Annotated in this window: 23 protein-coding genes; 16 read left to right on the top strand and 7 right to left on the bottom strand. The window is 39.8% G+C overall.

Annotated elements, in window-relative coordinates:
- Positions 1-138 precede the first annotated feature (138 nt).
- Positions 139-1,356, bottom strand: coding sequence for a gephyrin-like molybdotransferase Glp (gene glp, locus GQR53_RS09795; RefSeq protein ID WP_165743816.1), 1,218 nt, complete (start codon positions 1,354-1,356; stop codon positions 139-141).
- Between the two features lie 96 nt (positions 1,357-1,452).
- Between glp and modA the strand changes: the two genes are divergently transcribed.
- Genes modA through GQR53_RS09780 form a run of 3 tightly spaced genes read left to right on the top strand, consistent with a single transcriptional unit; the run spans position 1,453 to position 3,848 of the window.
- Positions 1,453-2,154, top strand: coding sequence for a molybdate ABC transporter substrate-binding protein (gene modA, locus GQR53_RS09790; protein ID WP_165743815.1), 702 nt, complete (start codon positions 1,453-1,455; stop codon positions 2,152-2,154).
- Complete coding sequence (gene modB / locus GQR53_RS09785; protein WP_002959821.1) at positions 2,141-2,818, top strand: molybdate ABC transporter permease subunit; 678 nt, start codon at positions 2,141-2,143, stop codon at positions 2,816-2,818. The genes modA and modB overlap by 14 nt, the downstream gene beginning before the upstream one ends.
- Before the next feature lies 1 nt (position 2,819).
- Positions 2,820-3,848: an ATP-binding cassette domain-containing protein gene (locus GQR53_RS09780; RefSeq protein WP_165743814.1), complete on the top strand. Its 1,029-nt coding sequence runs from the start codon at positions 2,820-2,822 to the stop codon at positions 3,846-3,848.
- Here the strand turns inward: GQR53_RS09780 and moeB are convergent, their stop codons facing one another.
- Complete coding sequence (moeB, locus tag GQR53_RS09775) at positions 3,849-4,607, bottom strand: molybdopterin-synthase adenylyltransferase MoeB (RefSeq protein WP_165743813.1); 759 nt, start codon at positions 4,605-4,607, stop codon at positions 3,849-3,851.
- 288 nt (positions 4,608-4,895) lie between these two features.
- On the opposite strand from moeB, the gene GQR53_RS09770 reads away from it, so the two are divergent.
- The 13 genes from GQR53_RS09770 (at position 4,896) to GQR53_RS09710 (ending at position 19,092) form a co-directional block, all read left to right on the top strand.
- Complete coding sequence (locus GQR53_RS09770; RefSeq protein ID WP_165743812.1) at positions 4,896-6,365, top strand: NarK family nitrate/nitrite MFS transporter; 1,470 nt, start codon at positions 4,896-4,898, stop codon at positions 6,363-6,365.
- Between the two features lie 13 nt (positions 6,366-6,378).
- On the top strand, positions 6,379-8,136 hold the full coding sequence (locus GQR53_RS09765) for a bifunctional protein-serine/threonine kinase/phosphatase (RefSeq protein ID WP_165743811.1): 1,758 nt from the start codon (positions 6,379-6,381) through the stop codon (positions 8,134-8,136).
- Between the two features lie 9 nt (positions 8,137-8,145).
- A complete protein-coding gene (locus tag GQR53_RS09760; RefSeq protein ID WP_007375242.1) occupies positions 8,146-9,339 on the top strand; it encodes an alginate export family protein in 1,194 nt (397 codons plus the stop codon).
- Positions 9,340-9,566: 227 nt separating this feature from the next.
- Complete coding sequence (locus GQR53_RS09755) at positions 9,567-11,090, top strand: FAD-dependent oxidoreductase (protein ID WP_165743810.1); 1,524 nt, start codon at positions 9,567-9,569, stop codon at positions 11,088-11,090.
- A gap of 29 nt (positions 11,091-11,119) precedes the next feature.
- Complete coding sequence (locus GQR53_RS09750; RefSeq protein WP_165743809.1) at positions 11,120-13,816, top strand: nitrate reductase; 2,697 nt, start codon at positions 11,120-11,122, stop codon at positions 13,814-13,816.
- A gap of 16 nt (positions 13,817-13,832) precedes the next feature.
- Positions 13,833-14,804 (top strand): GTP 3',8-cyclase MoaA, encoded by a 972-nt coding sequence (gene moaA, locus GQR53_RS09745; RefSeq protein WP_165743808.1) that lies wholly within the window; start codon positions 13,833-13,835, stop codon positions 14,802-14,804.
- Position 14,805: 1 nt separating this feature from the next.
- Positions 14,806-15,504, top strand: a complete 699-nt coding sequence (locus GQR53_RS09740) for a molybdenum cofactor guanylyltransferase (RefSeq protein WP_197099077.1) — start codon at positions 14,806-14,808, stop codon at positions 15,502-15,504.
- A complete protein-coding gene (moaB, locus tag GQR53_RS09735) occupies positions 15,501-16,040 on the top strand; it encodes a molybdenum cofactor biosynthesis protein B (RefSeq protein ID WP_165743807.1) in 540 nt (179 codons plus the stop codon). Before GQR53_RS09740 ends, moaB begins: the two co-directional genes overlap by 4 nt.
- Before the next feature lies 1 nt (position 16,041).
- Positions 16,042-16,512 (top strand): cyclic pyranopterin monophosphate synthase MoaC, encoded by a 471-nt coding sequence (gene moaC, locus GQR53_RS09730; protein WP_165743821.1) that lies wholly within the window; start codon positions 16,042-16,044, stop codon positions 16,510-16,512.
- Positions 16,490-16,789, top strand: a complete 300-nt coding sequence (locus GQR53_RS09725; protein ID WP_039488090.1) for a MoaD/ThiS family protein — start codon at positions 16,490-16,492, stop codon at positions 16,787-16,789. The genes moaC and GQR53_RS09725 overlap by 23 nt, the downstream gene beginning before the upstream one ends.
- Positions 16,789-17,253, top strand: coding sequence for a molybdopterin synthase catalytic subunit MoaE (moaE, locus tag GQR53_RS09720; protein WP_165743806.1), 465 nt, complete (start codon positions 16,789-16,791; stop codon positions 17,251-17,253). Before GQR53_RS09725 ends, moaE begins: the two co-directional genes overlap by 1 nt.
- Positions 17,254-18,020: 767 nt before the next feature.
- Entirely contained in the window at positions 18,021-18,356 is a 336-nt protein-coding gene (locus GQR53_RS09715; protein ID WP_165743805.1) for a hypothetical protein, read from the top strand.
- A gap of 76 nt (positions 18,357-18,432) precedes the next feature.
- Entirely contained in the window at positions 18,433-19,092 is a 660-nt protein-coding gene (locus tag GQR53_RS09710) for an MOSC domain-containing protein (RefSeq protein ID WP_165743804.1), read from the top strand.
- Between the two features lie 391 nt (positions 19,093-19,483).
- Here GQR53_RS09710 and GQR53_RS09705 read toward each other — a convergent pair whose 3' ends face one another.
- The 5 genes from GQR53_RS09705 to nirB form a co-directional block, all read right to left on the bottom strand.
- Positions 19,484-19,978, bottom strand: a complete 495-nt coding sequence (locus GQR53_RS09705) for a hypothetical protein (protein ID WP_231619977.1) — start codon at positions 19,976-19,978, stop codon at positions 19,484-19,486.
- 275 nt (positions 19,979-20,253) lie between these two features.
- Entirely contained in the window at positions 20,254-21,516 is a 1,263-nt protein-coding gene (locus GQR53_RS09700; RefSeq protein ID WP_165743803.1) for a nitrate- and nitrite sensing domain-containing protein, read from the bottom strand.
- A gap of 274 nt (positions 21,517-21,790) precedes the next feature.
- Positions 21,791-22,654, bottom strand: coding sequence for a uroporphyrinogen-III C-methyltransferase (cobA, locus tag GQR53_RS09695; protein WP_165743802.1), 864 nt, complete (start codon positions 22,652-22,654; stop codon positions 21,791-21,793).
- A 9-nt stretch (positions 22,655-22,663) separates the two neighbouring features.
- Positions 22,664-23,017, bottom strand: coding sequence for a nitrite reductase small subunit NirD (gene nirD / locus GQR53_RS09690; protein ID WP_165743801.1), 354 nt, complete (start codon positions 23,015-23,017; stop codon positions 22,664-22,666).
- Entirely contained in the window at positions 23,004-25,577 is a 2,574-nt protein-coding gene (gene nirB, locus GQR53_RS09685) for a nitrite reductase large subunit NirB (protein WP_165743800.1), read from the bottom strand. Before nirB ends, nirD begins: the two co-directional genes overlap by 14 nt.
- Positions 25,578-25,930: the final 353 nt, after the last annotated feature.

Below are 25,930 nucleotides of genomic sequence, written 5' to 3'. Positions count from 1 at the left end.
GCGGCTAAAGCCGCCTAAACGTTATGCACTTCAGGTTTGAATCCGCGTTGTTTAATTCAAACATTAAATATAAAAATATTTTAAGGTTTGCAGCAGCGCTACAGCTAAATTGTACAGTTAGCTGTAGCATTTTAGGCTTTATAGCAACTCAATACTTACTGTTGCGCCTTTTTCGATATTGCCGCTTTGCGCCGGCACTACAATTAAACAGTTAGCTTTACTAAGCGACGAAAGTACACCCGAGCCCTGTTTATTAAACGGGGCAACCACTAAGTCACCTTGCTCGTTAATTGTTGCTGTACCGCGCTGAAAGTCGGCTCTTCCTGGGCGCTTTTTAATAACGGATGTAGTAACCGCGTTAAAGCGCATTTTAGGATTTACTTCACCAAGCCCCGACAGCTTTTGCAGTGCAGGCTCTACTAACTGATTAAACGTAACAGCAGCCGACACAGGGTTACCTGGCAAGCCAAAAAAGTAACTGTTACTTAATTTACCAAAGGCAAAAGGTTTGCCTGGTTTCATGGCTATTTTCCAAAAGTGGATATTGCCAATTTCGTTGAGCACTTCTTTAGTAAAGTCGGCTTCACCAACCGATACACCGCCTGAGCTTATTACGGCATCGGCAAGTTCGTTCGCTTTTAAAAATGCATTAGTGATGAGTTCTTTGTCATCAGGGATAATTCCTAAATCAAGCACGTCTATATTTTTTTGTTGCAGCGCACTAATAATAACAGCGCGGTTACTTTCAAAAATAGCGCCTTGCTTAAGCGGCTGACCAGGTTCAATTAGCTCATCGCCTGTAGAAAGCACGGCTATTTTTAGGGTTCTTACCACATCTATATTGGCAATTCCTAAAGATGCCAGTAATCCCACATCAACAGCTTTTAATTTATCGCCTGCTTTTAAAATAACGTCGCCTATAGCAATATCCTCGCCAGCAAAACGCACGTTTTCATTTAACTCTGGTTGCGCGGTAAACGTAATTTTATCGCCATCAACCGAGGCGTTTTCTTGCATTACTACGCCGTTAGCGCCAGGTGCAATGGCGGCGCCGGTCATTATTCTTACGCATTGCCCTGGGGTAAGTGTTCCTTCAAAAATTTGACCTGCAAACACACTACCTACTTGTGTGTAGGTTAAGCTTTTATCTGAAATACACAGCGCATAGCCATCCATTGCAGAGTTGTTATGCGCTGGTACGTTTATAGTTGACTTAACATCGCTTGCTAAAACGCGATCAACACTTTGCATTATAGAAATGGTTTCAACGTCTTTAACAGGCGTTATTGTGCCAAGTATATTTTGTATTGCAGTTTCAATTGGCAATAAACCGGGTGCATTGCAAACATCGTTCATATATATTGCTTACTTAAATCATTTTATTTTGAAACAATACTTATAATGTCAAAGCTTTACAATACATGGTTGGGTTATTTTTTGTGTGTGATATGCATGCTTTCGTGCGGCGTAAACGCAAAAGAAACGCTGCAAGTAGCCGTAGCGAGTAATTTTAAAACTGTATTGGAAACCCTACTAAAAAAATCCCCATTACCTAATGTTGACGTGAAAATATCAGCCGCTTCTAGCGGTGTTTTATATTCGCAAATAGTGCATGGCGCGCCATTTGATGTGTTTTTATCGGCTGACGATTTTCGCCCGCAATCGCTTATTAAAGAAGGCTATGCCGAGCAAAGCAGCTTAATCACTTACGCGTTAGGCGAACTTGCTTTGTGGCAACCCAAAGCTGAAAAAGTAAATGATAAAGTAGCCATTGCTAATCCGCGTTTTTCACCATACGGGCGTGCCTCAGAGTATTACGCGAATAACCATTTTAAAAAACCAATAAATTATGTGTACGGGAATAACATTACACATGCGTTTCAGTTTGTGCAAAGTGGTAATGTAGGAGTAGGGCTGGTGGCTGTTTCATCCCTAAAGGCGGCTTACAGTAACACGCAAGATCAAAAATATTTAGATTATACCGTGCTGCCTACCAATCAATATCCCGATATAATTCAACAAGGCGTTATTATTAGCTCGACTAAAAAGCATGCTAGCGCTAAGCAACTTATGCAATTTTTAATGATGGACGCTACGCAGCAGCAGTTAATTGAATTAGGTTACAGAATAAAGGACAACAATGCTTCAAAGTGATTTAACCGCGCTGTGGTTAACTATAAAACTTGCCTTTATAACCGCAGTGCTCCTTCTTGTTTTTTGTATTCCACTGGCATACAAGCTCGCTGGCTATAACGGTAAATTTAAACCATTTTTAGAGGCATTAATTGCAATGCCTTTAGTGCTACCGCCTACGTTATTAGGGTTTTACTTACTTGTTTTATTTTCGCCTGATCACGCTTTTGGGCAGTTTTGGTTTTGGCTAACGGGTACGCAGCTTGCGTTTAGTTTTCAGGGCGTGGTTATCGGCTCGCTTTTTTATTCACTGCCTTTTGTAATGCAGCCGCTTGTGGCTGGGTTTAAACATATTAATCAAACCTATAACGAAGCTGCCATTGCGCTTGGGTTGAGCCCGTTTAAACGCTTTGTGCATTTAATTATCCCGCTTTTAAAACCCAGTATTGGTAGCGCGTTTGCTTTAGGTTTTGCGCATACATTGGGTGAATTTGGTTTGGTACTAATGATTGGCGGTAATATTCAGGGGCAAACACAGGTGGTGTCTATTGCGCTTTATGACCATGTTGAATCGTTAAATTATACGGCGGCGCATCAACTTTCACTTATTTTACTGGCTATTTCGTTTGCCTGTTTAGTGCTGTTATTTAAGTTTAATAAAAGCATTGTAGGGGTTAAGCAATAAAATGATTAAGTTAAGCCTTTTTAAAGCACTCAATAATTTTGATTTAGATATAAACCTTGAGCTTGAGTCGTTTAATGTACTCGGTGTTTACGGGCCTTCAGGCTCGGGTAAGTCAACATTACTGCGTTGTATTAGTGGTTTAGATCCTGCAAAAAGTGTTTATGTAAACAATCAGCCAGTGCATGAGTTGCCAAGCGATAAACGCGGTATTACGCTTCAGTTGCAATCGTGCCCGTTGTTTCCTCATTTAGATGTGGCAGGTAATTTAGCGTTTACACAAAAACACTGCGGGAATAAACAAACCAGCTTAACGCTAGAATACGTTGTTAAAACACTTGAATTACAAGACTTACTAAACCGTGATGTACAAAGCTTATCGGGTGGCGAACGCCAACGTGTAGTATTTGCGCGTACGCTGTTAGCTGGTCAAAAATTTATAATGCTTGATGAGCCTTTTAGTGCGCTTGATTGGTCATTGCGTTTTAAAACGCTCACTAAACTTAGCGAGTTTGCAGTTAAGTTTAATATTAAATTTATAATAGTAAGTCACTCATTAAAAGAGCTGCTATTTTGCTGCGATACCCTTATTCAGCTTGATAAAGGTAAGGTGATAAACCAAGGTGCAAGTGCGCACGTTGCAAAAGCTATTTATGCAAACGATAGACAAACACCGCTGAGCTTAATTAATTACGATGTGGTTAAATTTGATGAAGACTACGGGCTATATCAACTGCAATTACAGCAAAGTGAGCAACCGCTTTTTGTGCTTCCTGCACTTGTCGATAGCAGTAATAAGCTAATTATAGAAAGTGAGCAAATGTCGCTTAGTGCGTTAAAGCCTGAGCAAACAACGCACAGTAATGTTTTAGAGTCGGTATTAACTCAGGCTGAGCTTATTAATAATAAGTGGCAGTTAACGCTCAATGTAGATGGGCAGACTTTGTATTGCTTGGCTTCAAGACGAGTGTGGGACAAAAACGACTTTAAAGTGGGCGATGTGCTTTATACAACAATCAGTGATCTAGAATAACTAAATGCTGCACACCGCACATTGACTGTTTTTAGCTATTTTAAAACGATTAAACTCCATGCTTAAACCATCCACCAGCAATAAGTGCTCGCTTAAGCCACTTGGCAAACCAGCAAGTATTTTTAGCGCTTCAGTTGCCTGAATACTGCCTATTAGCCCCACAATTGGGGAAAGCACGCCGGATTCAGAGCAGCTTTGTGTTTGTTCACTAAAAAATTGCGATAAACAACCATAACAGTGGCTGTTTTCATCCATAGTAAAACACGCGACTTGTCCTTCCATACGTATTGCAGAGCCTGACACTAGCGGAACTTTAGCTTTAAAACAGGCGCTATTAAGTGCATTACGCGTTGCGAGGTTATCTGAGCAATCAATTACTATATCAATGTTATTAAATAGCTGTTCTGTAGAGGTACTTGTATCAAAAAATTCCTCAATGGTGTTTATGTCTATTTCACTATTAAGCGCGTTAAGCTGTTTTTTAGCAGCACTGCATTTTGGGCTACCAATATCACTTTCTTTATACAGTATTTGCCTTTGCAGGTTGGTCACGTCTATTTCATCGTTATCAACTAAGGTAAGCGTGCCAACGCCAGATGCCGCTAAGTATTGACCTACCGCACACCCAAGCCCACCCACACCAATAATTAAAGCATGCGATTGCCATAGCTGCTCTTGCCCGTCTATATCGAGCTGCGGCAGCATAATGTGCCGAGAATAGCGCAGTTGCTGCTGGTAAGTTAGCGGTGTTTTTTGCATTTTCAAACTTCTCATACTTTTTTTGAACAATACCAAGTTGTTAAATCCAAGAGCAAGTAGTAACGCTTTTTATTTGCACTCTAACAACCCAGAGCCCTTCACTCATATAGTGCAACTATAACGTATAAAAACAACTGTTGCATGTAACCATATGAAATTTATGGTTTTTAATTAGTGGCTCAGTAATTGCTATATCGGGTTAACTTAAATTTAACAAACATTGGCTGCTACTCATATAAAAGGGTGGGGCATTAATAAAACAATAATACGTTTACGAGGAAAATAAACATGCAACCGAGTTCTGGGTTTAACTTAATATCGTTTAGCGGAAAAATGAAAGTATTGCATCTAAGTTGGATGGTCTTTTTTGTGTCATTTTTTGTATGGTTTAACCATGCTCCTTTATTAGGTGCAATTGCGGGTTCACTTGGGATCACCATGGCACAAGTTAAAACATTACTAATTTTAAATGTAGCGTTAACTATTCCAGCGCGTGTTGTGGTGGGTATGCTAACCGATAAATTTGGTCCCCGTATTGTTTATGCGGCACTCCTTATTAGCTGTAGTATTCCATGTTTTATGTTTGCTATGGCAACCACATTTGAGCAAGCCGCAATAGCGCGTTTTGCTTTAGGCTTTATTGGTGCTGGCTTTGTTGTGGGCATTCGTATGGTGAGTGAATGGTTTCCTGCTAACGAGCTGGGCATAGCAGAAGGTATTTATGGCGGCTGGGGTAACTTTGGTTCAGCAGCAGCGGCTATGTTATTGCCAATTATTGCACTTATGTTTGGTGGCGAAGATGGTTGGCGTTACGCAGTAGGTTTAACCGGTGTATTAAGCGTTATATTTGGTGTTATTTGGTATTTAAATGTAACCGATACGCCAAAAGGCGGTACATACTTTAAGCCTAAAAAAGTAGGCGCAATGGAAGTAACCAGTAAAGGCGACTTTGTATTACTTCTTATTATGAAAATCCCTATGTATGGTGCACTAGCATTACTTACTTGGAAGCTTTCACCAACCGGTGCTAACCTAATTTCGGCTAACTTTGTACTTGCCGTGTATGCTTTTTTAGTTCTGCTTTATATTTACGAAGTGTATAAAACCTTTGACGTAAATGGTCATATTTTTAAAGAGCCTGTACCCGAGTCGCATCGTTATGAATTTAAGCAAGTGGCTGTTTTAAATATTTTATATTTTACAACCTTTGGTTCTGAACTTGCGGTTGTATCTATGTTACCGCTATTTTTTATGGATGTATTTGCGCTTGATATGGTGTACGCGGGTATTTTAGCCTCAGCTTATGCATTTATGAATTTAGCATCTCGCCCAGGTGGCGGTTGGATTTCAGATAAATTAGGTCGTCGTATTACCCTTATTGTACTTACAACGGGTCTTGCTGTTGGTTATTTTGTAATGGGCTTGGTTGATGCATCTTGGTCTTTATGGCTTGCTGTAGTAGCTGCTATGGCATGTTCGTTCTTTGTGCAAGCTGGTGAGGGCGCTGTATTTGCCGCAGTACCACTAATTAAGCGTCGTTTAACAGGGCAAATTGCAGGTATGACAGGCGCATACGGTAATGTTGGTGCAGTAGTTTACTTAACGGCATTATCACTTGTTGATTATCAAACCTTCTTTTTCATTATTGCGGGTAGTGCATTACTTGGCTTAGGCGCACTGTTTTTTATGAAAGAACCAGACGGACACATTACCGAAGTAAATGAAGACGGCACCGTTGAACTTATTTCAGTGACTTAAGGCATTATTGACTATGTTTGATGAAACACACCACGCTAAAGCGCTTGAAAATGAACTCAATGTTTCATTTGGCGGCCACAGCGCTAAAGGGTTAAAAGCAGAAAACCAAGATGCGTTTGCTGCTCTTAATACCAAAGCGCAAGAAAAAGAGTCTAAAGGCGCTATTGCCTGCTTAGCCGATGGGTGTTCATCAGCAAAAAATGCGAAACAAGCGTCTCAACTTTCGGTTACTCATTTTATAAATGAGTATTTAAATACCCCCGAAAGTTGGGCGGTTAAAAAGTCAGTGTCGAAGGTGTTAGCGAGTTTAAATCAGTGGCTGTATTCGCAATCAGTTAATTACAATCACTTAGGTCAGCGCCAAGCCGATTGGATGACGACTTTTACAGCACTTATTTTAAAGTCGGCAACGGGTTATATATTTCACTTAGGTGATACGCGTATTACTCGCTTGCGAGGAAATAAAATAGAGGCAATAACACGGGATCACAAAGTAAACGATACCCTAACGCGTGCACTTGGCGCACAACTTCATCAAGAAATAGATGTATACGAAGTTGACCTAAAAGCAGACGATATTTATATATTAACCTGCGATGGCGTACACGATGTGCTCCCAAACAGCGATATAGCAAAACTAATTAATGAACACGTTAATTTAGATCACACTAATTTAGAAAATGCAGCTAAAGCAATTACCGAACTTGCATTAGCGCGAGGTAGTGACGACAACGTAAGTTGTTTGCTTGTAAAAGTAGAAAATATTGCCGAGCAAAAGTTAGATGAGCTTTATCATTCGCTAACACGACGAAAAATTCCACCTGCGCTTAATGTTGGACAAAAAATTGATGACTACAAGGTTATCCGTAAATTGCATGCCAGTAGTCGCTCGCATATTTATTTAGTGCAACAAGCGCCCGATATACCGCCAGTGGTTTTAAAAGCACCTTCGGTTAATTTTGAAGACGATGTGCACTACCTTCAAGGCTTTATAAGAGAAGGTTGGGTAGGGCAACGCATAAACCATTTAAACGTGATGAAAGTACTAAGTACGCAATCGCAGAGTCGTTTTTTGTATCATATTTGTGAGTACATGGACGGGCAAACACTCAGTGATTGGAAGCACGATGTGCCGCACCCAGAAATAACCCAAGTGCGCAGTATTATTGAACAAATAGTACATGCACTAAGGGCGTTTCAACGACTCGATATGGTACATCGCGATTTAAAACTCGATAACGTAATGATAGATGCGCACGGAAAAGTAACGCTAATAGATTACGGCACAGTAAGTGTTGCGGCTATGGACGAATCGGTTAAACAAATTGCGGATGATTGCCCACAAGGTACTGCCGACTACACCGCACCCGAAACACTGATTACTATGCACGCCGATTTTAAAAGTGATTTGTTTTCACTTGGCGTTATTGCATATGAGTTATTGTGCTCAAAACTGCCTTACAAACCACTGCCACTTAACCACGTAGCGCCAAAAGATTACAGCCATTGGCATTACACAAGTATTCGTAAATACAGAGCCGATATTCCGTTTTGGTTAGATCAAGCCCTTATGAAGGCGCTTGCCCCTAAACCTGAGCTCAGATACCAAGCTTTTTCTGAGTTTATAAACGATATCAACAAACCTAATCCTTATTTAGAAAGTACCGCTAATAAAAGTTCAATAATGAAACGCGATCCAGTTATGGTGTGGAAATGTATTTCGCTGTGTTTATTTATTGCTTTGGTATGTGTATTAATAATTAAAACTTAGAGAACTAAAATGCTTAACTATAAGAACAACTTACCTATTATTTTTATACTGGGTTGCTTCACTGCGCCTTCAATAAGCCAAGCTTCGCAAACTGATCTTGATTTTAGACTGCGTTTTGAAAGCGTTGATCAAGAAAATGCTCTAAAAGATGCAAGCGGCTTAACACTTAGAACCCGCTTAACGCATCAAACAGATGAGGTGAATGGTTTTTCAGCCCTTATTGAAGTAGAAGACACCCGCAGCCTATTGGGCGTAGATGATTACAACAATACGGTGGGGAAAAATACTAATTACTCTGTTATTGCCGACCCAGAAAACACCGAGATAGACCAAGGTTTTGTTAAATATGCCCGCGATGGTCTATCGCTAAAAGTAGGACGCCAAGTAATAGCCCTTGATGGGCAGCGTTTTGTTGGGCACGTAGGTTGGCGCCAAGACAGACAAACCTTTGATGCAGCAACCATTAATTACGCATTTAACAACATAGATTTACAGTACAGTTATTTAAATAAGCGTAACCGCATATTTGCTGACGATAAAGACATTAAATCGTCCGATCATCTAATTAATGCAAGCTTTAAAACAGACTACGGTAAAGTGGTTTTATACAGTTACTTATTAAGTGACGATGCACTACAAGACGACAGTTTAGACACTTATGGCGTTTCTTTTAACGGTAATAAAACCCTAAACGACATAAAATTTTATTACAAAGCGGAGTATGCAACGCAGTCTGCGTCAACAAGCGTGAGTGATTTTGATGCCGATTACTATGCACTTGAAGGCGCTGTTGATTTAAATGGTTTGGGTATAAAAACAGTAACATTAAAAGTTGGCATAGAGTCACTTGGCTCTGATAATGGCGATTACGGGTTTGCAACACCGCTTGCCACGTTACATAAATTTAATGGTTGGGCAGATACATTTTTAAATACACCCGCACAAGGCTTGGACGACACTTACATAAGCTTAAACGGTAAAGCGTTTGACGGAAAATGGCTGGTGGCTTATCACAGTTTTGATGCTAATGAGCAATCAAATGGGGTTGACGATTTGGGTACTGAACTAAACGTACAATACGTTAAACCTATTAATAAACAATATGCAGTAGGTGTTAAATACGCTGATTACTCAGCGGGCGATACTGCTGCTAATAAAGTCGATACTCAAAAATTGTGGGTATGGATGAGCGCTAAATTTTAACCCTCACTATCTTCTAAAATCCTCTTGTAATTTATAGCGACACAAGATGGTGCAGTTGCACCATCTTGTGGGGCTTTATGCTTTTCACCTCTGCACCAATGTAGGCAAATTACTGATTTTAAATGCTTATATATTTGGCTTACATATTGCTATAACAATCCTATAACAAATTATTCGATGTTAGCTTTAGTCAATCACTAAAGTAGATATCATTTTAAGGTGAGTAAATGCTAAGCAAGCAGCGTGTTGTAGTGGTAGGAAACGGAATGGTCGGGCACCATTTTGTGCAGCAGCTAGTTTCTCAAAATCAAGCTGATGAGCAATTTGAAATTACGGTACTTAGCGGTGAAGACCGTTTAGCGTATGATCGCGTGCAGCTATCGTCTTTTTTTAAAGGCAAAACCGCAGACGACCTCGCACTTACATGCAATAAAACCTATGACGATTGGCAAGTACGCTTTCATACTCATTCTAAAGTGGTTGATATAAATCGTGATACGCAAACTGTAACGACCGCTAAAGGGGAGTTGTTTGAATACGACAAGCTTGTGCTTGCTACAGGTTCATTCCCATTTGTACCGCCTATACCGGGTAAAGATCGCGAGCATTGCCTTGTTTATCGCACCATTAACGATTTACACGCAATAAAAAACTCAGCCCACGGCAGTAAAGTAGGCGTGGTAATTGGTGGCGGTTTACTGGGGCTTGAAGCTGCAAACGCATTAAAGCAACTGGGTCTGCATACTCACGTAATAGAATTTGCACCGCAACTTATGGGCGTACAAGTTGATGCGGGGGGCGGTCGGTTACTAAAAAACAAAATTACAGACTTGGGCGTTACTGTGCATACATCGGTAGCAACAGAGGAAATAGTAGAAGGTGAAAGTTGTCGTTACAAAATGTGTTTTAAAGGCGGTAAAACCCTTGAAACTGACATGATTGTATTTTCGGCAGGTATTCGCCCTTATGATAATTTGGCACGCGAGTTTAATTTAGAGTTAGGCGAGCGCGGCGGTATTGTAATTAATAACCACTGCCAAACGAGCGATAAAAACATATACGCGATTGGCGAATGTGCACTATGGAATAACTTTATTTTTGGCTTAGTAGCACCCGGTTACGCCATGGCTAAAATAGCAGTTGGGCATATTTTACAACAGACGCAGCAAGGTACTTTGCAAAGTACTGGCTTAGACAATAAAGCCGATGAATTTAGTGGTGCCGATATGAGCACCAAGCTTAAATTAATGGGTGTTGAAGTGGGTTCTATTGGCGATGCACATGCACGCAGCGAAGGCGCAATAAGCTATTATTTTGAAGATCAACCCAATGGTATTTATAAAAAAATAGTTACCAATTCACAAAGTAATAAGCTGATTGGCGCGGTACTTGTTGGCGATACCAGCGATTACGACAATTTGCTGCAATATCATTTAAACGACATTGAACTTACCACCGATCCCGAAGCGCTCATTATGCCCCTTGCCGGCGACATAGCAGAGCTAAGCGCCGATGACTTGCCTGATGACGCCATTATTTGCGCGTGTCATAAAGTAACCAAACACACCATTGAACAATCAGTTTCTAACGGCTGCATAGATTTGGCAAGTGTGCAGCAAAGCACCAAAGCCAGTACAGGTTGTGGAGGGTGTGAAAAGCTCGTTCAAAATGTAATAAACAGCGCGCTCGCTAAAGCAAGTAACACTATTAACGTAGTTACCCTTAATGAGCCTGTAAAACAGCCTGCATAAATTAAAGCACACTAAAAGAGAGCAGTAGTATGACAACCGCAAACACGTCACCAACTATAAATAAAACCAGTTTAAAACAAACAACATGTGCTTACTGTGGTGTAGGGTGCGGTGTTGATATTTCACTTTTGAATAATGTGCCAACCAAGCTTGAAGGCATGCGAGAACACCCCGCAAACTTTGGTCGTTTATGTGTAAAAGGCACCCATTTGCTCGACACCACAGGCAGTGATAATCGCTTAACGTCGCCCCTTATTAATAACCATGCCGTTACGTGGGATGAAGCAACCGACCATGTTGCCAATAAATTTAACGACGTAATACAAAAACACGGACCCGATGCGGTGGCATTTTATGTATCGGGGCAGTTACTTACTGAAGATTACTACATTGCAAATAAATTAATGAAAGGCTATATAGGCTCAGGCAATATTGATACAAATTCGCGCCTGTGTATGTCATCTGCTGTGGCAGGTTATAAACGCGCTTTTGGTGAAGACGTAGTGCCGTGTACCTACGAGGATTTAGAGCAAACTGAGCTGCTTATTTTAATTGGCTCTAATGCCGCATGGACTCATCCGGTTTTGTATCAGCGAATGGAGCGTGCAAAGCAGCTTAACTCAAATATGAAAGTGGTGGTTATTGATCCGCGTAAAACTGACACCGCTGAGCTTGCCGACACATTTTTAAATATAAAACCAGGCAGTGACGCTGCGCTTTATAACGGTTTGCTTAATTATTTAAATGAGCATAACCACCTCGATACGCAATTTACTGCTCAGCACACAAACGGTTTTGAAAGCGCACTGCAAGAGGCACAAAAGTGGAGCTGTGAGGCAGTTAGCGACTTTTGCGATATAGCAATTGAGCAAGTTACTGAGTTTTATGCGCTATTTGCTAAAAGCCCAAGTGCGATTAGCTTTTATTCAATGGGTATAAATCAATCAAGCTCGGGTGTAGATAAATGTAACGCCATTATTAATGCTCATTTAGCCTCAGGTAAATTACTTAAGCCAGGCAGTGGTCCGTTTTCGATTACTGGGCAACCTAATGCGATGGGCGGGCGCGAAGTAGGTGGTTTGGCTAATCAGTTAGCGGCGCATTTAGATATTGAAAACGAAGCGCATCAATCACTTGTACAACGTTTTTGGCTCTCGCCAACTATCGCTAAAAAAGCAGGTAGCAATGCCATCGATATGTTTGATGACATAGCCGCGGGCAAAATAAAAGCAGTGTGGATAATGGCAACAAACCCAATGGTGAGTTTGCCCAATAACGCCGCTATAAAAAAAGCATTAGAGACCTGCGAGCTGGTGGTTGTATCTGACTGTATTGCAAAAAGTGATACGTTAAAATTTGCCGATGTTGCTTTTCCATCAACCGGATGGGGCGAAAAAAACGGCACAGTAACTAACTCAGAGCGAAGAATATCAAGGCAACGCCCGTTAGTAGCGCCTTATTCAGGAGCTAAAAACGATTGGCAAATTATGTGTGAAGTCGCTAAAAAAATGGGCTTTGAGGGGTTTGACTTTACAGATCCAAGTGGCATTTTTGAAGAATGGGCACAATTAACCGACTTTGAAAATAACGGCAGCCGATTATTAAACCTCTCTGGTTTAGTTGGGCTCACAAAAAGCCAGTACGATAACTTAAAACCCATTATGTGGCCTGTTATTAAAAATCAGCCTTATAAAAACGGTCAGGTTTTTACAAATAACCAATTTAGCACCGCTGATAAAAAGGCGCGTTTTATACCTATAACGCCGCAATTACCTGTGCAACAAACATCAAGTGATTATCCGTTTGTAATGAACTCAGGGCGTATACGCGACCAATGGCATACCATGAGCCGCACGGGTAAAAGCACTGCGCTTTCATCGCATATTACACGGCCGTACATTGAAATTAATCCGCTTGATGCCAGTAAATTAGCAATTAAACAAAACGATTTAATAAGTGCGATTGCCCAAACAGGGCAGGTTACCGCGCATGCAAAAGTGACCGATGCCATGCGAAAAGGTGAATGCTTTATGCCTATTCATTGGAATAAGCAATTTGCGTCATCCGCTACAGTAAGTGGGTTGTATCAATCGGTAGTTGATCCGATATCTGGTCAGGCTGAGTGTAAACATGGCGCCGTAAATATAGTTAAAGCACCGTTTGAGCAATATATGCAGCTGTTTACTAAAAACGAACTTGTTATAAACAGTGATTTTTGGCTCAAAGTTAATGCAAGTAATTGCTTTAATTACCAATTGGCGCTTAATGAGGCACAAAGTGATTTACTGTATTTCTGCCAAACCTTAACTGGTTTACAAGGGCAGTGGTCGGCTATGAATACGGCAAAAGCCATGCATGTGCAGTGTATTCAAAACGATCAATTAGCGTTTGTTGGTGTTATTTCTAATGAGCAAAAAGAAATATCACTTGAGTGGATAAACCATTTATTTGCAGAGCCATTACTGACTTTTACCCAATTACAGTCTTTGCTTTATGCAACCCCCGATGAAGAATTTACTCAAGGCGTGCAAGTGTGTAGCTGCTTTAAAGTAAGAGAGCAGCCGATTATAAACGCCATTAAAAACGGTGCAAACACAGTCGAGCAATTGGGGGCTGAACTAAAATGCGGCACGAACTGCGGTTCGTGTAAAACGCAATTAAGCCAATTAATAAAACAACATTACAAAGCAGGTTCTAGCAGCATTGATGTTGCGGTTGTAATGTAAACAAACAAGGAAGCATATGCTTAATGATCAATTTGGTCGGCAGTTTAACTATTTGCGCCTCTCAATAACCGATGTATGTAATTTTAGTTGTAGTTATTGTTTACCAAACGGGTATCAGTGCGATACACCGCGTAATTTTTTAAATAAAAACGAAATTAGCATGCTTGTAAATGCGTTTGCAGAGCTAGGTACTAAAAAAGTGCGCATTACAGGTGGCGAACCGTGCTTACGAAACGACGTCACCGATATTATAAAACTCTGTAAAAATACGCCTGGCATAGAAAAAGTAGCCATTACTACCAACGGGTTTAATTTATTAAATAAAATTGATGAATTTGCCGATGCAGGGCTTGATGCGCTTAATGTCAGTATTGATAGTTTAAATCCGAGTATGTTTAAACTCATAACAGGGCACGACAAACTTAACCTTATTTTAAAAGGGATTGAGCGCGCGGTAGATCTGGGCATAAAAGATATAAAAATAAATGCAGTGCTTGCCAAGCAGTTTAATAAAAACCAATTAAAGGATTTTTTAGCGTGGGTAAAACACCACAAAGTTACAGTGCGCTTTATAGAATTAATGGAAACAGGTGACGGCGCAACATTTTTTGAAGAAAACCACTTAAGTGGGCAAACGGTTAAGGCCCAATTACTCGACCAAGGTTGGTTACAAGTCGTTAGGGGGAAATTAAATGGACCCGCTGAGGAGTTTTGTCATCCTGATTACGATGGTCGTATTGGTTTAATAATGCCGTACAGTAAAGACTTTTGTAAAAGTTGTAATCGCTTAAGGGTGTCGGCGCTGGGTAAATTACACTTATGTTTATTTGCAGAGCAAGGTATAGATTTGTGCGAACTACTCAACGAGGACGATACTGCAGCGACCGTAAAGGCAATTCGAGCCGCTATGGGCAATAAAGAAATAAGTCATGAGCTGGATAAACGCTTAACAGGTGCGACAACTCACTTAGCCATGTTAGGCGGCTAATATGGAAGCTAATATAAAATCTAATATGAAAGTTAAGCGAGATTTTACAGGCGTTGTGCTTGCTGGTGGTAAGTCATCAAGAATGGGCACAGACAAAGCCGATTTAGTTTTAAAAAATAAAACGCTATTGCACAATGCGTGTGATTTATTAAAAGACGTAGGCGCTAAAAACATACTTATAAGTCGCAACGTTACAAATCCAGTCAAGTCATTGAACCATTATTCACCGAGCGATTATCCTTCAGAAAAGTACGTTAAAGATATATACCCAAATAGTGGACCCCTGGGCGGTATTTACTCAACATTAATAGCCACCGAGCACGACTTACTTATTACTGCGGTAGATATGCCTCTACTTACGAGTAGTTTGTTAAGCACAATTGTGCTGGCTTCTCAGTCAAATAACGTACAAAGTGTGAGCAATCAATTAAATCAGTCACAAATACATGCTTGGCACTTTGAAAATGAACCATTACCGCTGTATATTCGTAATACAAGCAGTGTAAAAAATCATTTAAAACACATACTCACAAACGCAAACAGTCATAAATCAATAAAACAGTTTACCCAAAGTATTGGTGTGCAAACGCTTTTATGTAATAAAACGCATGCATTAATAAACACCAATACGCCGGCGCAATTTAAAGCTGTAAATGAGCATTTTGACCAAAGCATTAATCACTTAAGAAGAACATTATGAGCCACACAAGCGATACACAAATACCTTTAAACATTGCCGTACTTACAGTAAGCGACACGCGCGATGCGATTACTGATACCTCAGGTCATTACTTAATTAAAGCGCTAACTGAGGCGGGTCATCACTTAGCGGATAAAGACATAGTTAAAGACGACGTTTACCAAATGCGTGCAGTGGCATCGCAGTGGATAGCCGATGACACCATTCATGCTATTTTAGTGACTGGCGGTACAGGCTTTACTGAGCGCGATTCAACACCAGAGGCATTTGCGCCGCTGTTTGATAAAAGCGTAGACGGTTTTGGTGAGCTATTTAGGCACATATCGTACGGCGAAATTGGTAACTCTACTATTCAATCTCGTGCATTGGCAGGACTTGCTAACAACACCGTTATTTTTTGTATGCCAGGCTCTACAGGCGCATGTAAAACAGCGTGGACAGGCATAATAAAAGATCAACTTAACTCAATGCATAAACCGTGTAACTTTGTACCGCACATTACCATTGGTAAAAAGTGTGAATCGCGTGAGCAATAGTATGTTAAGCCACGTTGACGAAAACGGCCAAGCTAATATGGTTGATGTATCGCTCAAAGAAGTAACCCTGCGCGATGCCTCAGCTGAAGCCTTTATTAGCATGAGCAAGCTTGCCTTTGAGCAAGTAATGCTTAATCAAAACACAAAGGGAGATGTGCTAGGCGTGGCACGCATTGCAGGTATTCAAGGCGCTAAAAAATGCGCTGATTTAATCCCGCTTTGTCATCCGCTTGCACTTAGTAAAGTCGCTGTTGATTTTGAACTTGATGAAGCAAACAGCCAAATTAAAATAACCAGCTACTGCAAACTTGCAGGTAAAACGGGGGTTGAAATGGAAGCGTTAACAGCGGTATCTGTGGCTAGCCTTACTTTGTTTGATATGTGTAAAGCAGCCGACCCTCTAATGGAAATTAGCGGCATGCGCGTTACTCAAAAAGCAGGGGGCAAAAATGGTAGTTGGCAACGCGATTAATCCAAACGATGCAATATCTAGCGCCGGGAAAGTAGAGTTATTGTTTTTTGGGCAACTAAAAGAGCGGTTAAAGTGCAGTAAATTAAGTCTTGAGATTACGCAGCCGCTTACTATTTCAGAGCTTAAATTAAGATTAGTGAGTCAATACCCGCACTGGCAACCGTGGCTGGAAGAGCGTGAGTTACTTGCAGCGCTTAACCAAACTATGTCATCAAGCGACGAAATAGTGAAAGCAGGGGATGAGCTTGCCTTTTTCCCGCCGGTTACAGGTGGCTAATGAGCATACATATTCAAGTACAAACTGATGATTTTAATGTAGGTGACGAGCACAATACGCTTTGTAGTAATAATAAAAGCGATGGCGCTGTTGTTACCTTCACAGGTTTGGTAAGAGAGTTCAGCAGTGGCGATAACGTTATTGCACTTGAACTTGAACACTACCCTGGTATGACCGAGCAACTGCTTCAATCTATTGCAGAGCAAGCACAAACTCGCTGGCAACTGGCGCGAATATGTATTATTCACCGCGTTGGTTACATAGCACTTGGCGAGCAAATTGTATTTGTAGGCGTAACGTCCCGCCATCGCCAAGCCGCGTTCGAAGGCGCACAATTTATAATGGATTATTTAAAAAACCACGCCACGTTTTGGAAAAAAGAGCACTTTAAAGACTCATCAAACTGGGTTGAGTTTAAACAAAGTGACAAACAAGCGATGGGTAGGTGGCAAAAGAAGCCATAAATGTAATGTGTGGATAAAGATGCGTTTAAAATTTATCTCAAAAAGAGAATCAATAGAGTCTGCTGCTCTTTGGGTCGCGGCTCTATTAATTTTAGTAATCATGTTAGAGCTTATAACAGGCTGGTCGATAGGTGGAAAGAGCTCGCCGAGTAAATCTAAAAATATTAACCCTGAACAGTTTTGGTTTGAAATAAAATTGCACTGCAGCTTAGTCTTATGGTTGATTTTTAGATCATTTTTTACATTCCCATTTTTTAGAGCTATGTACAATAGCTTGCTTCATTTTAGGGAAAAACACAAAATTATATCAAATATCTTTTTTTATATACTGACCCCCATATTTGTTGTGTTTCTAATTTTAACTTTATTATATATTAACGACTTATAATATTACTTTGTTGATCATCAAGAATGAATGATGAAAATCTATACTCTCTTATTATTGGCTATTTTTATACAACCGTTCTGTATTTACTTTGCTTTATATGCAAAAGCAAAATATTCATCAGAAAATAAGCCAATTAATCAGCTCGCATTAGGTGTTACGCCAATTCTTGCATATCTATCTGCAGAAGATTTCTGGGGGGCATTTGTATTAATGTTTATGGTTACAGCAGTGTCACTTGTTTTATCGTTATTGCTAAACTTTAGATATGTGATGACAAGAAAAATAAATACGAGTGTAATCCTAACTTCAATCGTTTCATTCCTCTTAGTAGCAGGTTTCTTCTATTGGTTAGTTGGCCACTTTATAGTTGAAAACTGGTATGAAACATTCTGGCCTTCGCTTTATTTTTTTTTGGCTACTTTTTAGTGTTTTTGTTATAAAAATTATTGAAAAAAAGCGAAAAACTAAAGATGGACTGAGCAATATGCTGGTACTGGCTTTATGTGTTGCTGCGTCAGTTGTTTCTGCATTTGGGGATGCATTTATTTTATGCACACTTATTAATATATTTTTACTTATCCCAATAGGCGGCGCTATTGTGAGCAGTGGTGTTGACAAAACTTCTGCTGGTGGCATCGCCTTTTTTTATGGTTACGTATTTATTATGAGTTTGCCTATTTCTGGCCTGCTTTATTTAGCGCTTAGCTCTATTTAATACCTATCAAAAAATAGACTTAGATATTATTATAATTTAGCTCTGGGCTATTTAAAGTATTAATCAAAGGTTTTATATGAAAATAATCTCTACTAATATCTCTAAAATAAAAACGGTAGTGTATAACGGAAAAGAGGTTAAAACCGGTATTGTTAAAACCCCAACTAACGAACCTGTTGTTATTGAAAAGCTAAATATTATAGGTGACGAGCAAGCTGATTTAGTTAATCACGGCGGGGTAGATAAAGCGGTTTACGCGTTTTCGCACAATCATTATGATTATTGGAAACAAACCCTCGAGAATGATGATTTGGCAGTAGGTGCCTTTGGCGAAAACTTCACGATTTCTGACCTTGATGAAGCGAATATACACATAGGTGACCATATTCGAATTGGTACTGCATTACTTGAAGTAAGCCAACCTCGTGTGCCTTGTTTTAAATTAGCTATCGCCCTTAATAATAAAAACAGCCTTAAACTGTTTACGCAGCATTACTGCACTGGCGTGTATTTTAGGGTACTAGAGCAAGGCGTTGCAAAAACGGGTGATAGTGTTGTTATCGAGAAGAAAGCTTCGCACGACATATCAGTTAAAAAACTGTTCCAGGCATTTTTTGATAAAAAATATCCAGATTATGAAAGTGTATTATTAGCAGCACTCGAATTGCCCGAGCTTGCTCTTGAGTGGCACACTAAAATTAAAAAGAAGCTTTTTATTAAAAGCGAACAAAGTTAAGCATAAATTATTATTTATAGAGGACCTAGTAAAAAAGATAAAACCTGCTATACCTAATGTTATAAATACTATAATTATTATAGTGTTATTAAAAAACTGTTGGGTTAGTAGCTAAAATAGGTATCGTATATGAATATCTCTAGAAAACTGATGCTTATTGTGATTTTAACAGCTGCAGAGGTAAGTATTACTGTTTACTCAGCTTTTGAAATAGCTAAAGGGGCTTAGTTTCACCAGCTTAATTTTCTTCACTTAAAATATACTCATCAACTTACCAAGTCAGTTAAAAAATAGAAAATGATCTCCCCATAGATATAAATACCATTGAGTCAGATATATTGTTAATTAGGCAGCAACCAATTGAGTGTATTGAAGAAATAAATCCATTAAATTATGCTGTTATGAAATTTATTAACACAGAGCAAACTTTAACAATTTGTGAAAAAGACATAGAAAATGAATTTTTACGTTGGACTAACTGATTTACAAAGTTTTTTTGTAAACTATTTAAAATTGATTTTTCTTTTTCTGTAAGTTGTGAATCACTTGCTCGCTCGAATATCAACCATCCAAACTTAAGACCTGAGGGCAAAATAATAGGCGATATAACTCTAAATATTTTAAGGTCATGCTCAATAATCGATTCATTAAAAATATCATCAGATAGTTGCTCTTTAGCTACTGCTATTTCTGAACCTGATTTATATAGCTCAACGACACCTGCAGGCAGATTAGCAACAATAGAAAATGAGCTCGCATCAAAAATGTTTAAAATTAGCTCAGCAATGTTTTCTATGTTCGTTTGAATGTCATTATCAAGAGAAGCTGTTAACTGCTGCTCATCTATTAATAATACACCTTCTATATAACTCTCTACATTGGGCATTCAAACTCCTACAACAGTATTAAATATGCCTCATTAAAATGAGATGCAACAAATGATTAACTTATTGTAGTTGATTATTTTGAATACGTTGAATAATTTGCATTATAAATAGACGTCAAATTAGAGTTTTACCTTATTGTAGTCAGCAGGTTATGAATCAATTTTAAAATAAGGCAAAACTCAATCTGGGTGTGAAATTTGTAACTTAATAAATAACTATTATTTAGGGTAGTGTTCTTACTAAAGAGCAACATGCCCAAGTTAAAACAGCATATTTAATCGCTCAGTTGTACAATTTTTTGCGCTACGCTAAATAAGGTTTTATGCGTATCCATTGCTTGTTTTTGTAGCTGTTTATGGGCTTGCTCTTCGGTGAGCTTTAACTGCTCAATAAGTATGTACTTGGCTTGGTGAATTACCTTTTGCTCACTAATAACTTTTTTAGCGTCAAGTAACGCTTGGTTTATTTGTTTAATATGCTGGCTTTGCTCGATAATTAAATCGTACATACTTTTATTACTATTGAGCTTATCGGCCGCTATATTTTGGCTTACTTCTGGCTCTGGTTGCTTAATGGCTAATTGCCCAAAAGTCGGGGCTATGTGCTGCTCTGCCATATTGTTAAGTACTTGCTTATTTGTATTTAAACTACGTTGAGCACAGGCTATTTGCATTGCTGCGGTATCAATTAATTGATCTGCTATGTTTTGTTCAATTTTGTGCATTATATCTATGCGCGTAGTGGTTACTTCATACCATACTTCGCTTAGTTGCGAGAGCGGTTGAGCGTTTTCGTCATCGAGTTTTTGCAGTAAACTTCTAAGTTGATCTACCTGATTATTAACCTGATGTGTTGTTAACGTGGCAAAGCATTTTAAAAGGTGCGCATCGGCGTACTCATTAAAAAAGTCAAAGCTGTGGTTTTGCTCTTGTACGAAATGCGCGAGTTGTTGTTTTTGCTCAGTGGTAAATTTACTCGCTGCAAATGCTTGTGCACCACAGGCGCGCTCTTGTCCTGCATACTCTTTACCTTGCATAAAGTTAAAAAAGGCAACTAATAAACGCGTTATATTAGGATCGCTTGCGCCATCTGCTGCCTCTAAAATAATATTGAGTAAACTAGCAATTAACTGCGTGAACGACTGCGTAGCATGCACTGCACTAATGTTTTGTTGTGCTATTTGATTGCGTAGTTCGGGCAATGCGTCAAGTGTTTGCAGACTATAGGTAATTAAATTAAATAACCGAGTATGACCAGTATCGGCGTTGTCGTTTATAAATGTTTGTTTAAGAGAATTATAAAATGCAGTTTGTGCGCTGCTGCTTAAAGGGATTTGTTCTTGTAATTGGGTTTTAAATCGCTCTCGATTTGAGGCCAAAAATATATTACTCATTGCGCGTTCTTTTTGTAACTGATGTACAAAATCGCCTAATTTAGTAAGCGAGGCACAACTGTTTTGTAATTGCTTTAGCGCGTGTATTTCTTGATACTTAGCCGCTAATAAAAACTGTTTTGTGAGAGGATTGCTTGTCGCCATTGGTATTATTCCACACTTTTTTGTTTTTAAAGTGCAACCACTGTTCCAATCATTAATAAATTTCATCATTGAATTTAAAATCAAGCTAATACAATTGCTTAAAGTATTATTTTTATTTGTCACTGTGTTTCTATAATTTAACTTACCATTACTTTTAACTTATTTGGTGCATTTAAGCATGTTATTGCACACAACTTGAACCTAAATTAAAAACAAAAAAAGCGCCTACTCCTGGGGAGGTAGTAAGCGCGAAAAGTGCATTATTCATTTTGCATCATGCGTTAATATTTACACTATTTAGTAATTCAGGACTAATTGCCATTTTATGATTTATTACTTCACCAATCATAATTAGGGTAGGGCCTTGAAGGTCGTGTTTAGCATGCTCATTTACTACTAGTTCAAGCGTACTGGTAATTACCTTTTGCTTAGCGGTAGTAGCGTTCTCTATCAGTGCAATGGGCGTTTCACTTGGCCAACCCACTGATTGTAAACCGTTGCTTAGTGCTTGTAGGCGCGAAAGTCCCATATAAACCACTAAAGTAGGGTTGTTATTGCCTTGCTCAAATGCGTAATTTTTCCAATGAGGTTGCTTGTTAGGAGCGGCAAATTGCGCCGTTAAAAACGTAACACTACGCGCTACGTCTCTTGCTGTAAGCGGAATACCTGTATAAGCAGAAGTAGCGCAAGCCGTTGTTACACCCGGAACAATAGCAAAATTAATATTATGCTTTGTAAGCGCATCGGCTTCTTCGTTAATGCGTGCAAATATACTCGGATCACCTCCTTTTAAACGCACTACGTTTAAGCCTTGTTGCGCGTATTTAACCAGTAGTTCGCAAATGTTAGCTTGGGTCATCGAGTGCTTACCAGCACGTTTACCTACAAATACACGCTGCGCTTTTTTAGGCAGTGTTTTTAGTAAATCATCGCTTACTAACCAATCGTATAAAACAACATCGGCGGTATTAATTAAGCGCTGCGCTTTTACCGTAATTAGCTCTGCGTCTCCTGGGCCCGCACCAATTATATAAACGTTGCCGCTTTTGGCGCTGCGACTATTTGTGCTTGTTAGCTTAGTAACAAGCTTATTTAACCACACGTTTTCAATACCCGAAAAATAAGACAGTACACTCATATTATTCCCCTAAGCCACAGCTGTTGTAACTTTGGGTTCAGAGCTTATAAATACACTGCCGTCTTCAATTTTTGCACTAAAAACCGGTAAGTGTATTGCTTCTGCTTCTAAACATTCACCTGTTTCTAGGCAAAAGTGTTGCTTATATAAAGGCGATGCAACAACTAATTTAGTGTCGATAGAGCCAATAATGCCACGCGATAATACATTGGCTTTGCCAATAGGGTCGAAGTTGCTAATGGCAAACACAGCCGTTGGGTTTTGTGGAATATAAAAAATAGCCACTTGCTGATTATTAACTAATGCGCATACGCCGCTATTAGCCACTAGGTTGTCGATTGTTCCAATATTATGCCAAGACATCAGCTTGCTCCTCTTCAACTTCCATTACTGGAATACGGTTTTGTGTATTACGTTGCTCACGCTTTTCGGCTTCTGTAGCAGGGCGAATTTGGTTACGCTCTTGCACAAATAAAATATTGTCGTCGGTTTCGGGGCTATTAACAAACTGGCGGAATCGTTTGGCTGCATCAGGGCTTTCAATCGCTTTTTTCCACTCACACGCATAGGTTTGTGTAATTAATTCCATTTGCGCTTCTAGCTCGTCGCAAATGCCTAAGCTGTCGTCAATTGCTACGCTTTTAAGGTAGTCTAAACCGCCTTCAAGGTTTTCCATCCATACCGACGTACGCTGTAATTTGTCAGCCGTTTTAATGTAAAACATAATTACGCGGTCAATGTATTTAATCAGTGTTGGCGTGTCTAAATCGGTCGCAAATAAATCAGCATGGCGAGGGCGCATACCGCCATTACCACACACGTATAAGTTCCAGCCGTTTTCGGTGGCTATAATGCCAATATCTTTACTTTGTGCTTCGGCGCATTCGCGGGTACAACCCGATACCGCCATTTTAAATTTATGCGGTGCGCGTAACCCTTTGTAGCGGTTTTCTATTTCTATTGCGTGTCCAACGCTGTCTTGCACACCATAACGACACCACGTACTACCCACACACGACTTAACAGTTCTAAGAGACTTACCATAGGCATGACCTGTCTCAAATCCGGCTTCTATAAGTCGCTCCCAAATAACAGGAAGCTCTTCTAAGCGCGCACCAAATAAATCAATACGCTGACCACCAGTGACTTTGCAGTACAGGTTAAAGTCTTTTGCTACTTGTCCAATTACAATGAGTTTGTCGGGCGTTATTTCGCCACCAGCAATACGCGGTACCACAGAGTACGAACCATCTTTTTGCATATTTGCTAGGTATGTATCGTTAGTGTCTTGCAAGCCAACATGAGCGGGTTCTAAAATAAAGTCGTTCCATGTTGAAGCTAAAATAGAGCCAATGGCAGGTTTACATATTTCACAGCCATGACCGCTGCCGTGTTTAGTTAGTAAGTCATCAAAGCTTTTAATGCTTTCTACTTTTACCATGTGTAGTAGTTCTTGGCGTGAATACGCAAAGTGCTCACATACATGGTTGTTAACTTCAACACCGCGGCTTGCTAATTCGTTATCAACAACTGATTTTAATAACGCGGCACAACCACCACAGCCGCTTGCTGCTTTAGTGCATGATTTTACCGAGGCTAAATCGCATGAGCCGCCATCAATTGCACCTACAATGTCGCCTTTACTCACATTGTGACATGAACAAATAGTGGCGGTGTCGGGTAGGGCACTGCCCGATAACGACGGCGCGCCGCCGCTGTCTGGTAAAATTAAACACTCAGGGTTTTCTGGTAAGTCCATGTCGTTAAGCATGTACTGCAATAAAGTATCGTAGTCGCTGGTATCGCCAACTAGTACAGCGCCCAGTAATTTATTGCCTTTCTCACTTAGTATGATTTTTTTATAACAGCCGCGAATAGCATCTTGATATATAAGTTCTTTACAGTCTGGCGTTTTTGCGTGAGCGTCGCCAATTGAGCCTACTTCTACACCTAATAACTTAAGTTTAGTGCTCATATCGGCACCTAAAAACTCAAGCTTGCCACCACTTAATTGACTCGCTGCAACGCGTGCCATGTTGTAACCCGGTGCTACTAAGCCAAATAGTTTTTTGTCCCACATGGCACATTCACCAATGGCTAAAATATCAGGATCTGACGTTTGGCATTGGTTATTAATAATAATACCGCCGCGCTCACCGAGTTCTAAATCAGCAATTTTACCAAGTTGATCGTACGGGCGAATACCGGCAGAGAACAAAATTAGGTCTGTTTCTAAAAATGACTCATCCGAAAAGTTCAATCTAAAGCGACTCGTTTCGCCTTTTACTATTTCACTGGTTGCCTTTGATGTGTGTACCGTTACGCCAAGTTCTTCTATTTTATTTTTTAGAAGCGTACCGCCTTGCCCATCAAGTTGAACAGCCATAAGTTGTGGCGCAAATTCAACTACGTGGGTATCAAGCCCTAGTTGCTTAATCGCATTTGCGGCTTCAAGCCCTAACAAACCACCGCCAATAACTACACCACTTTTACTTACAGCGGCACTGGCTTTTATTTGTTCTAAATCTTCTAATGTGCGGTACACCAAACAATGGGGTTGGTCGTTACCTTTTATAGGCGGCACAAATGGGAACGAACCTGTAGCGAGTACAAGTTTGTCGTACGGGTATTGCTCACCCGTTAATGTGGTCACTATTTTTGCTGTTCTATCAATGTCTTCAACCCACTGGCTGGTATGCACATTAATATTAAGTTGTTTATAGTTGTCGTGAGTGGTGAGTGCTAAATCGGCGGCTGTTTTGCCATCAAATACACTTGATAAATACACGCGATCGTATGCAAGATTTGCTTCTCCGCAAAGTACAGTAATGTCTGCGTTGGCATCGCTTTGGCGCATTTGCTCAACAAAGTGGTGTCCGACCATACCATTACCAATAATGAGTATTTTTTGCGAGGTTTGCATAGGGCATTCCTTAAAGTGACGGTTTAAATACAAATAACAAAAAAGCCCGCCACAAATACGCATTATGCATAATTGTGTGCGGGCTTCTTTGCCGATGGTTGCTAATAGCTATAGTGCCAACAACCTAAATTTGTTGCCGTAAGTAAAACGGGCTTGTTAATAGAGTGTTTGCAAAAACATAGCCAGTTTTTTAAGTTATTGTTTAAATACTATTTAATATGTTTTTAGAGTGAATGAAAAACTCGTTTTGACATATGTTGGTGCGCGCCTGGCACTAAGAGGGTGCAAGTATTGTCATTGTTTTGTGCATTATCAGTCAATAAAACACCCATTATCATTGATTGTATATTGAG

The organism is Pseudoalteromonas sp. Z9A6, assembly GCF_011378805.1.
Taxonomy (GTDB): domain Bacteria; phylum Pseudomonadota; class Gammaproteobacteria; order Enterobacterales; family Alteromonadaceae; genus Pseudoalteromonas; species Pseudoalteromonas distincta.
Note: the sequence above shows the minus strand (reverse complement) of the source record. Positions and strands in the feature narration are given on the sequence as shown.

What these genes read in the sequence shown, in the direction of transcription:
- glp (WP_165743816.1), bottom strand. Translation starts at nt 1,356, where the DNA reads ATGAACGATGTTTGCAATGCACCCGGTTTATTGCCAATTGAAACTGCA.
- modA (WP_165743815.1), top strand. Translation starts at nt 1,453, where the DNA reads ATGCTTTCGTGCGGCGTAAACGCAAAAGAAACGCTGCAAGTAGCCGTA.
- modB (WP_002959821.1), top strand. Translation starts at nt 2,141, where the DNA reads ATGCTTCAAAGTGATTTAACCGCGCTGTGGTTAACTATAAAACTTGCC.
- GQR53_RS09780 (WP_165743814.1), top strand. Translation starts at nt 2,820, where the DNA reads ATGATTAAGTTAAGCCTTTTTAAAGCACTCAATAATTTTGATTTAGAT.
- moeB (WP_165743813.1), bottom strand. Translation starts at nt 4,607, where the DNA reads ATGCAAAAAACACCGCTAACTTACCAGCAGCAACTGCGCTATTCTCGG.
- GQR53_RS09770 (WP_165743812.1), top strand. Translation starts at nt 4,896, where the DNA reads ATGCAACCGAGTTCTGGGTTTAACTTAATATCGTTTAGCGGAAAAATG.
- GQR53_RS09765 (WP_165743811.1), top strand. Translation starts at nt 6,379, where the DNA reads ATGTTTGATGAAACACACCACGCTAAAGCGCTTGAAAATGAACTCAAT.
- GQR53_RS09760 (WP_007375242.1), top strand. Translation starts at nt 8,146, where the DNA reads ATGCTTAACTATAAGAACAACTTACCTATTATTTTTATACTGGGTTGC.
- GQR53_RS09755 (WP_165743810.1), top strand. Translation starts at nt 9,567, where the DNA reads ATGCTAAGCAAGCAGCGTGTTGTAGTGGTAGGAAACGGAATGGTCGGG.
- GQR53_RS09750 (WP_165743809.1), top strand. Translation starts at nt 11,120, where the DNA reads ATGACAACCGCAAACACGTCACCAACTATAAATAAAACCAGTTTAAAA.
- moaA (WP_165743808.1), top strand. Translation starts at nt 13,833, where the DNA reads ATGCTTAATGATCAATTTGGTCGGCAGTTTAACTATTTGCGCCTCTCA.
- GQR53_RS09740 (WP_197099077.1), top strand. Translation starts at nt 14,806, where the DNA reads ATGGAAGCTAATATAAAATCTAATATGAAAGTTAAGCGAGATTTTACA.
- moaB (WP_165743807.1), top strand. Translation starts at nt 15,501, where the DNA reads ATGAGCCACACAAGCGATACACAAATACCTTTAAACATTGCCGTACTT.
- moaC (WP_165743821.1), top strand. Translation starts at nt 16,042, where the DNA reads ATGTTAAGCCACGTTGACGAAAACGGCCAAGCTAATATGGTTGATGTA.
- GQR53_RS09725 (WP_039488090.1), top strand. Translation starts at nt 16,490, where the DNA reads ATGGTAGTTGGCAACGCGATTAATCCAAACGATGCAATATCTAGCGCC.
- moaE (WP_165743806.1), top strand. Translation starts at nt 16,789, where the DNA reads ATGAGCATACATATTCAAGTACAAACTGATGATTTTAATGTAGGTGAC.
- GQR53_RS09715 (WP_165743805.1), top strand. Translation starts at nt 18,021, where the DNA reads ATGAAACATTCTGGCCTTCGCTTTATTTTTTTTTGGCTACTTTTTAGT.
- GQR53_RS09710 (WP_165743804.1), top strand. Translation starts at nt 18,433, where the DNA reads ATGAAAATAATCTCTACTAATATCTCTAAAATAAAAACGGTAGTGTAT.
- GQR53_RS09705 (WP_231619977.1), bottom strand. Translation starts at nt 19,978, where the DNA reads ATGCCCAATGTAGAGAGTTATATAGAAGGTGTATTATTAATAGATGAG.
- GQR53_RS09700 (WP_165743803.1), bottom strand. Translation starts at nt 21,516, where the DNA reads ATGGCGACAAGCAATCCTCTCACAAAACAGTTTTTATTAGCGGCTAAG.
- cobA (WP_165743802.1), bottom strand. Translation starts at nt 22,654, where the DNA reads ATGAGTGTACTGTCTTATTTTTCGGGTATTGAAAACGTGTGGTTAAAT.
- nirD (WP_165743801.1), bottom strand. Translation starts at nt 23,017, where the DNA reads ATGTCTTGGCATAATATTGGAACAATCGACAACCTAGTGGCTAATAGC.
- nirB (WP_165743800.1), bottom strand. Translation starts at nt 25,577, where the DNA reads ATGCAAACCTCGCAAAAAATACTCATTATTGGTAATGGTATGGTCGGA.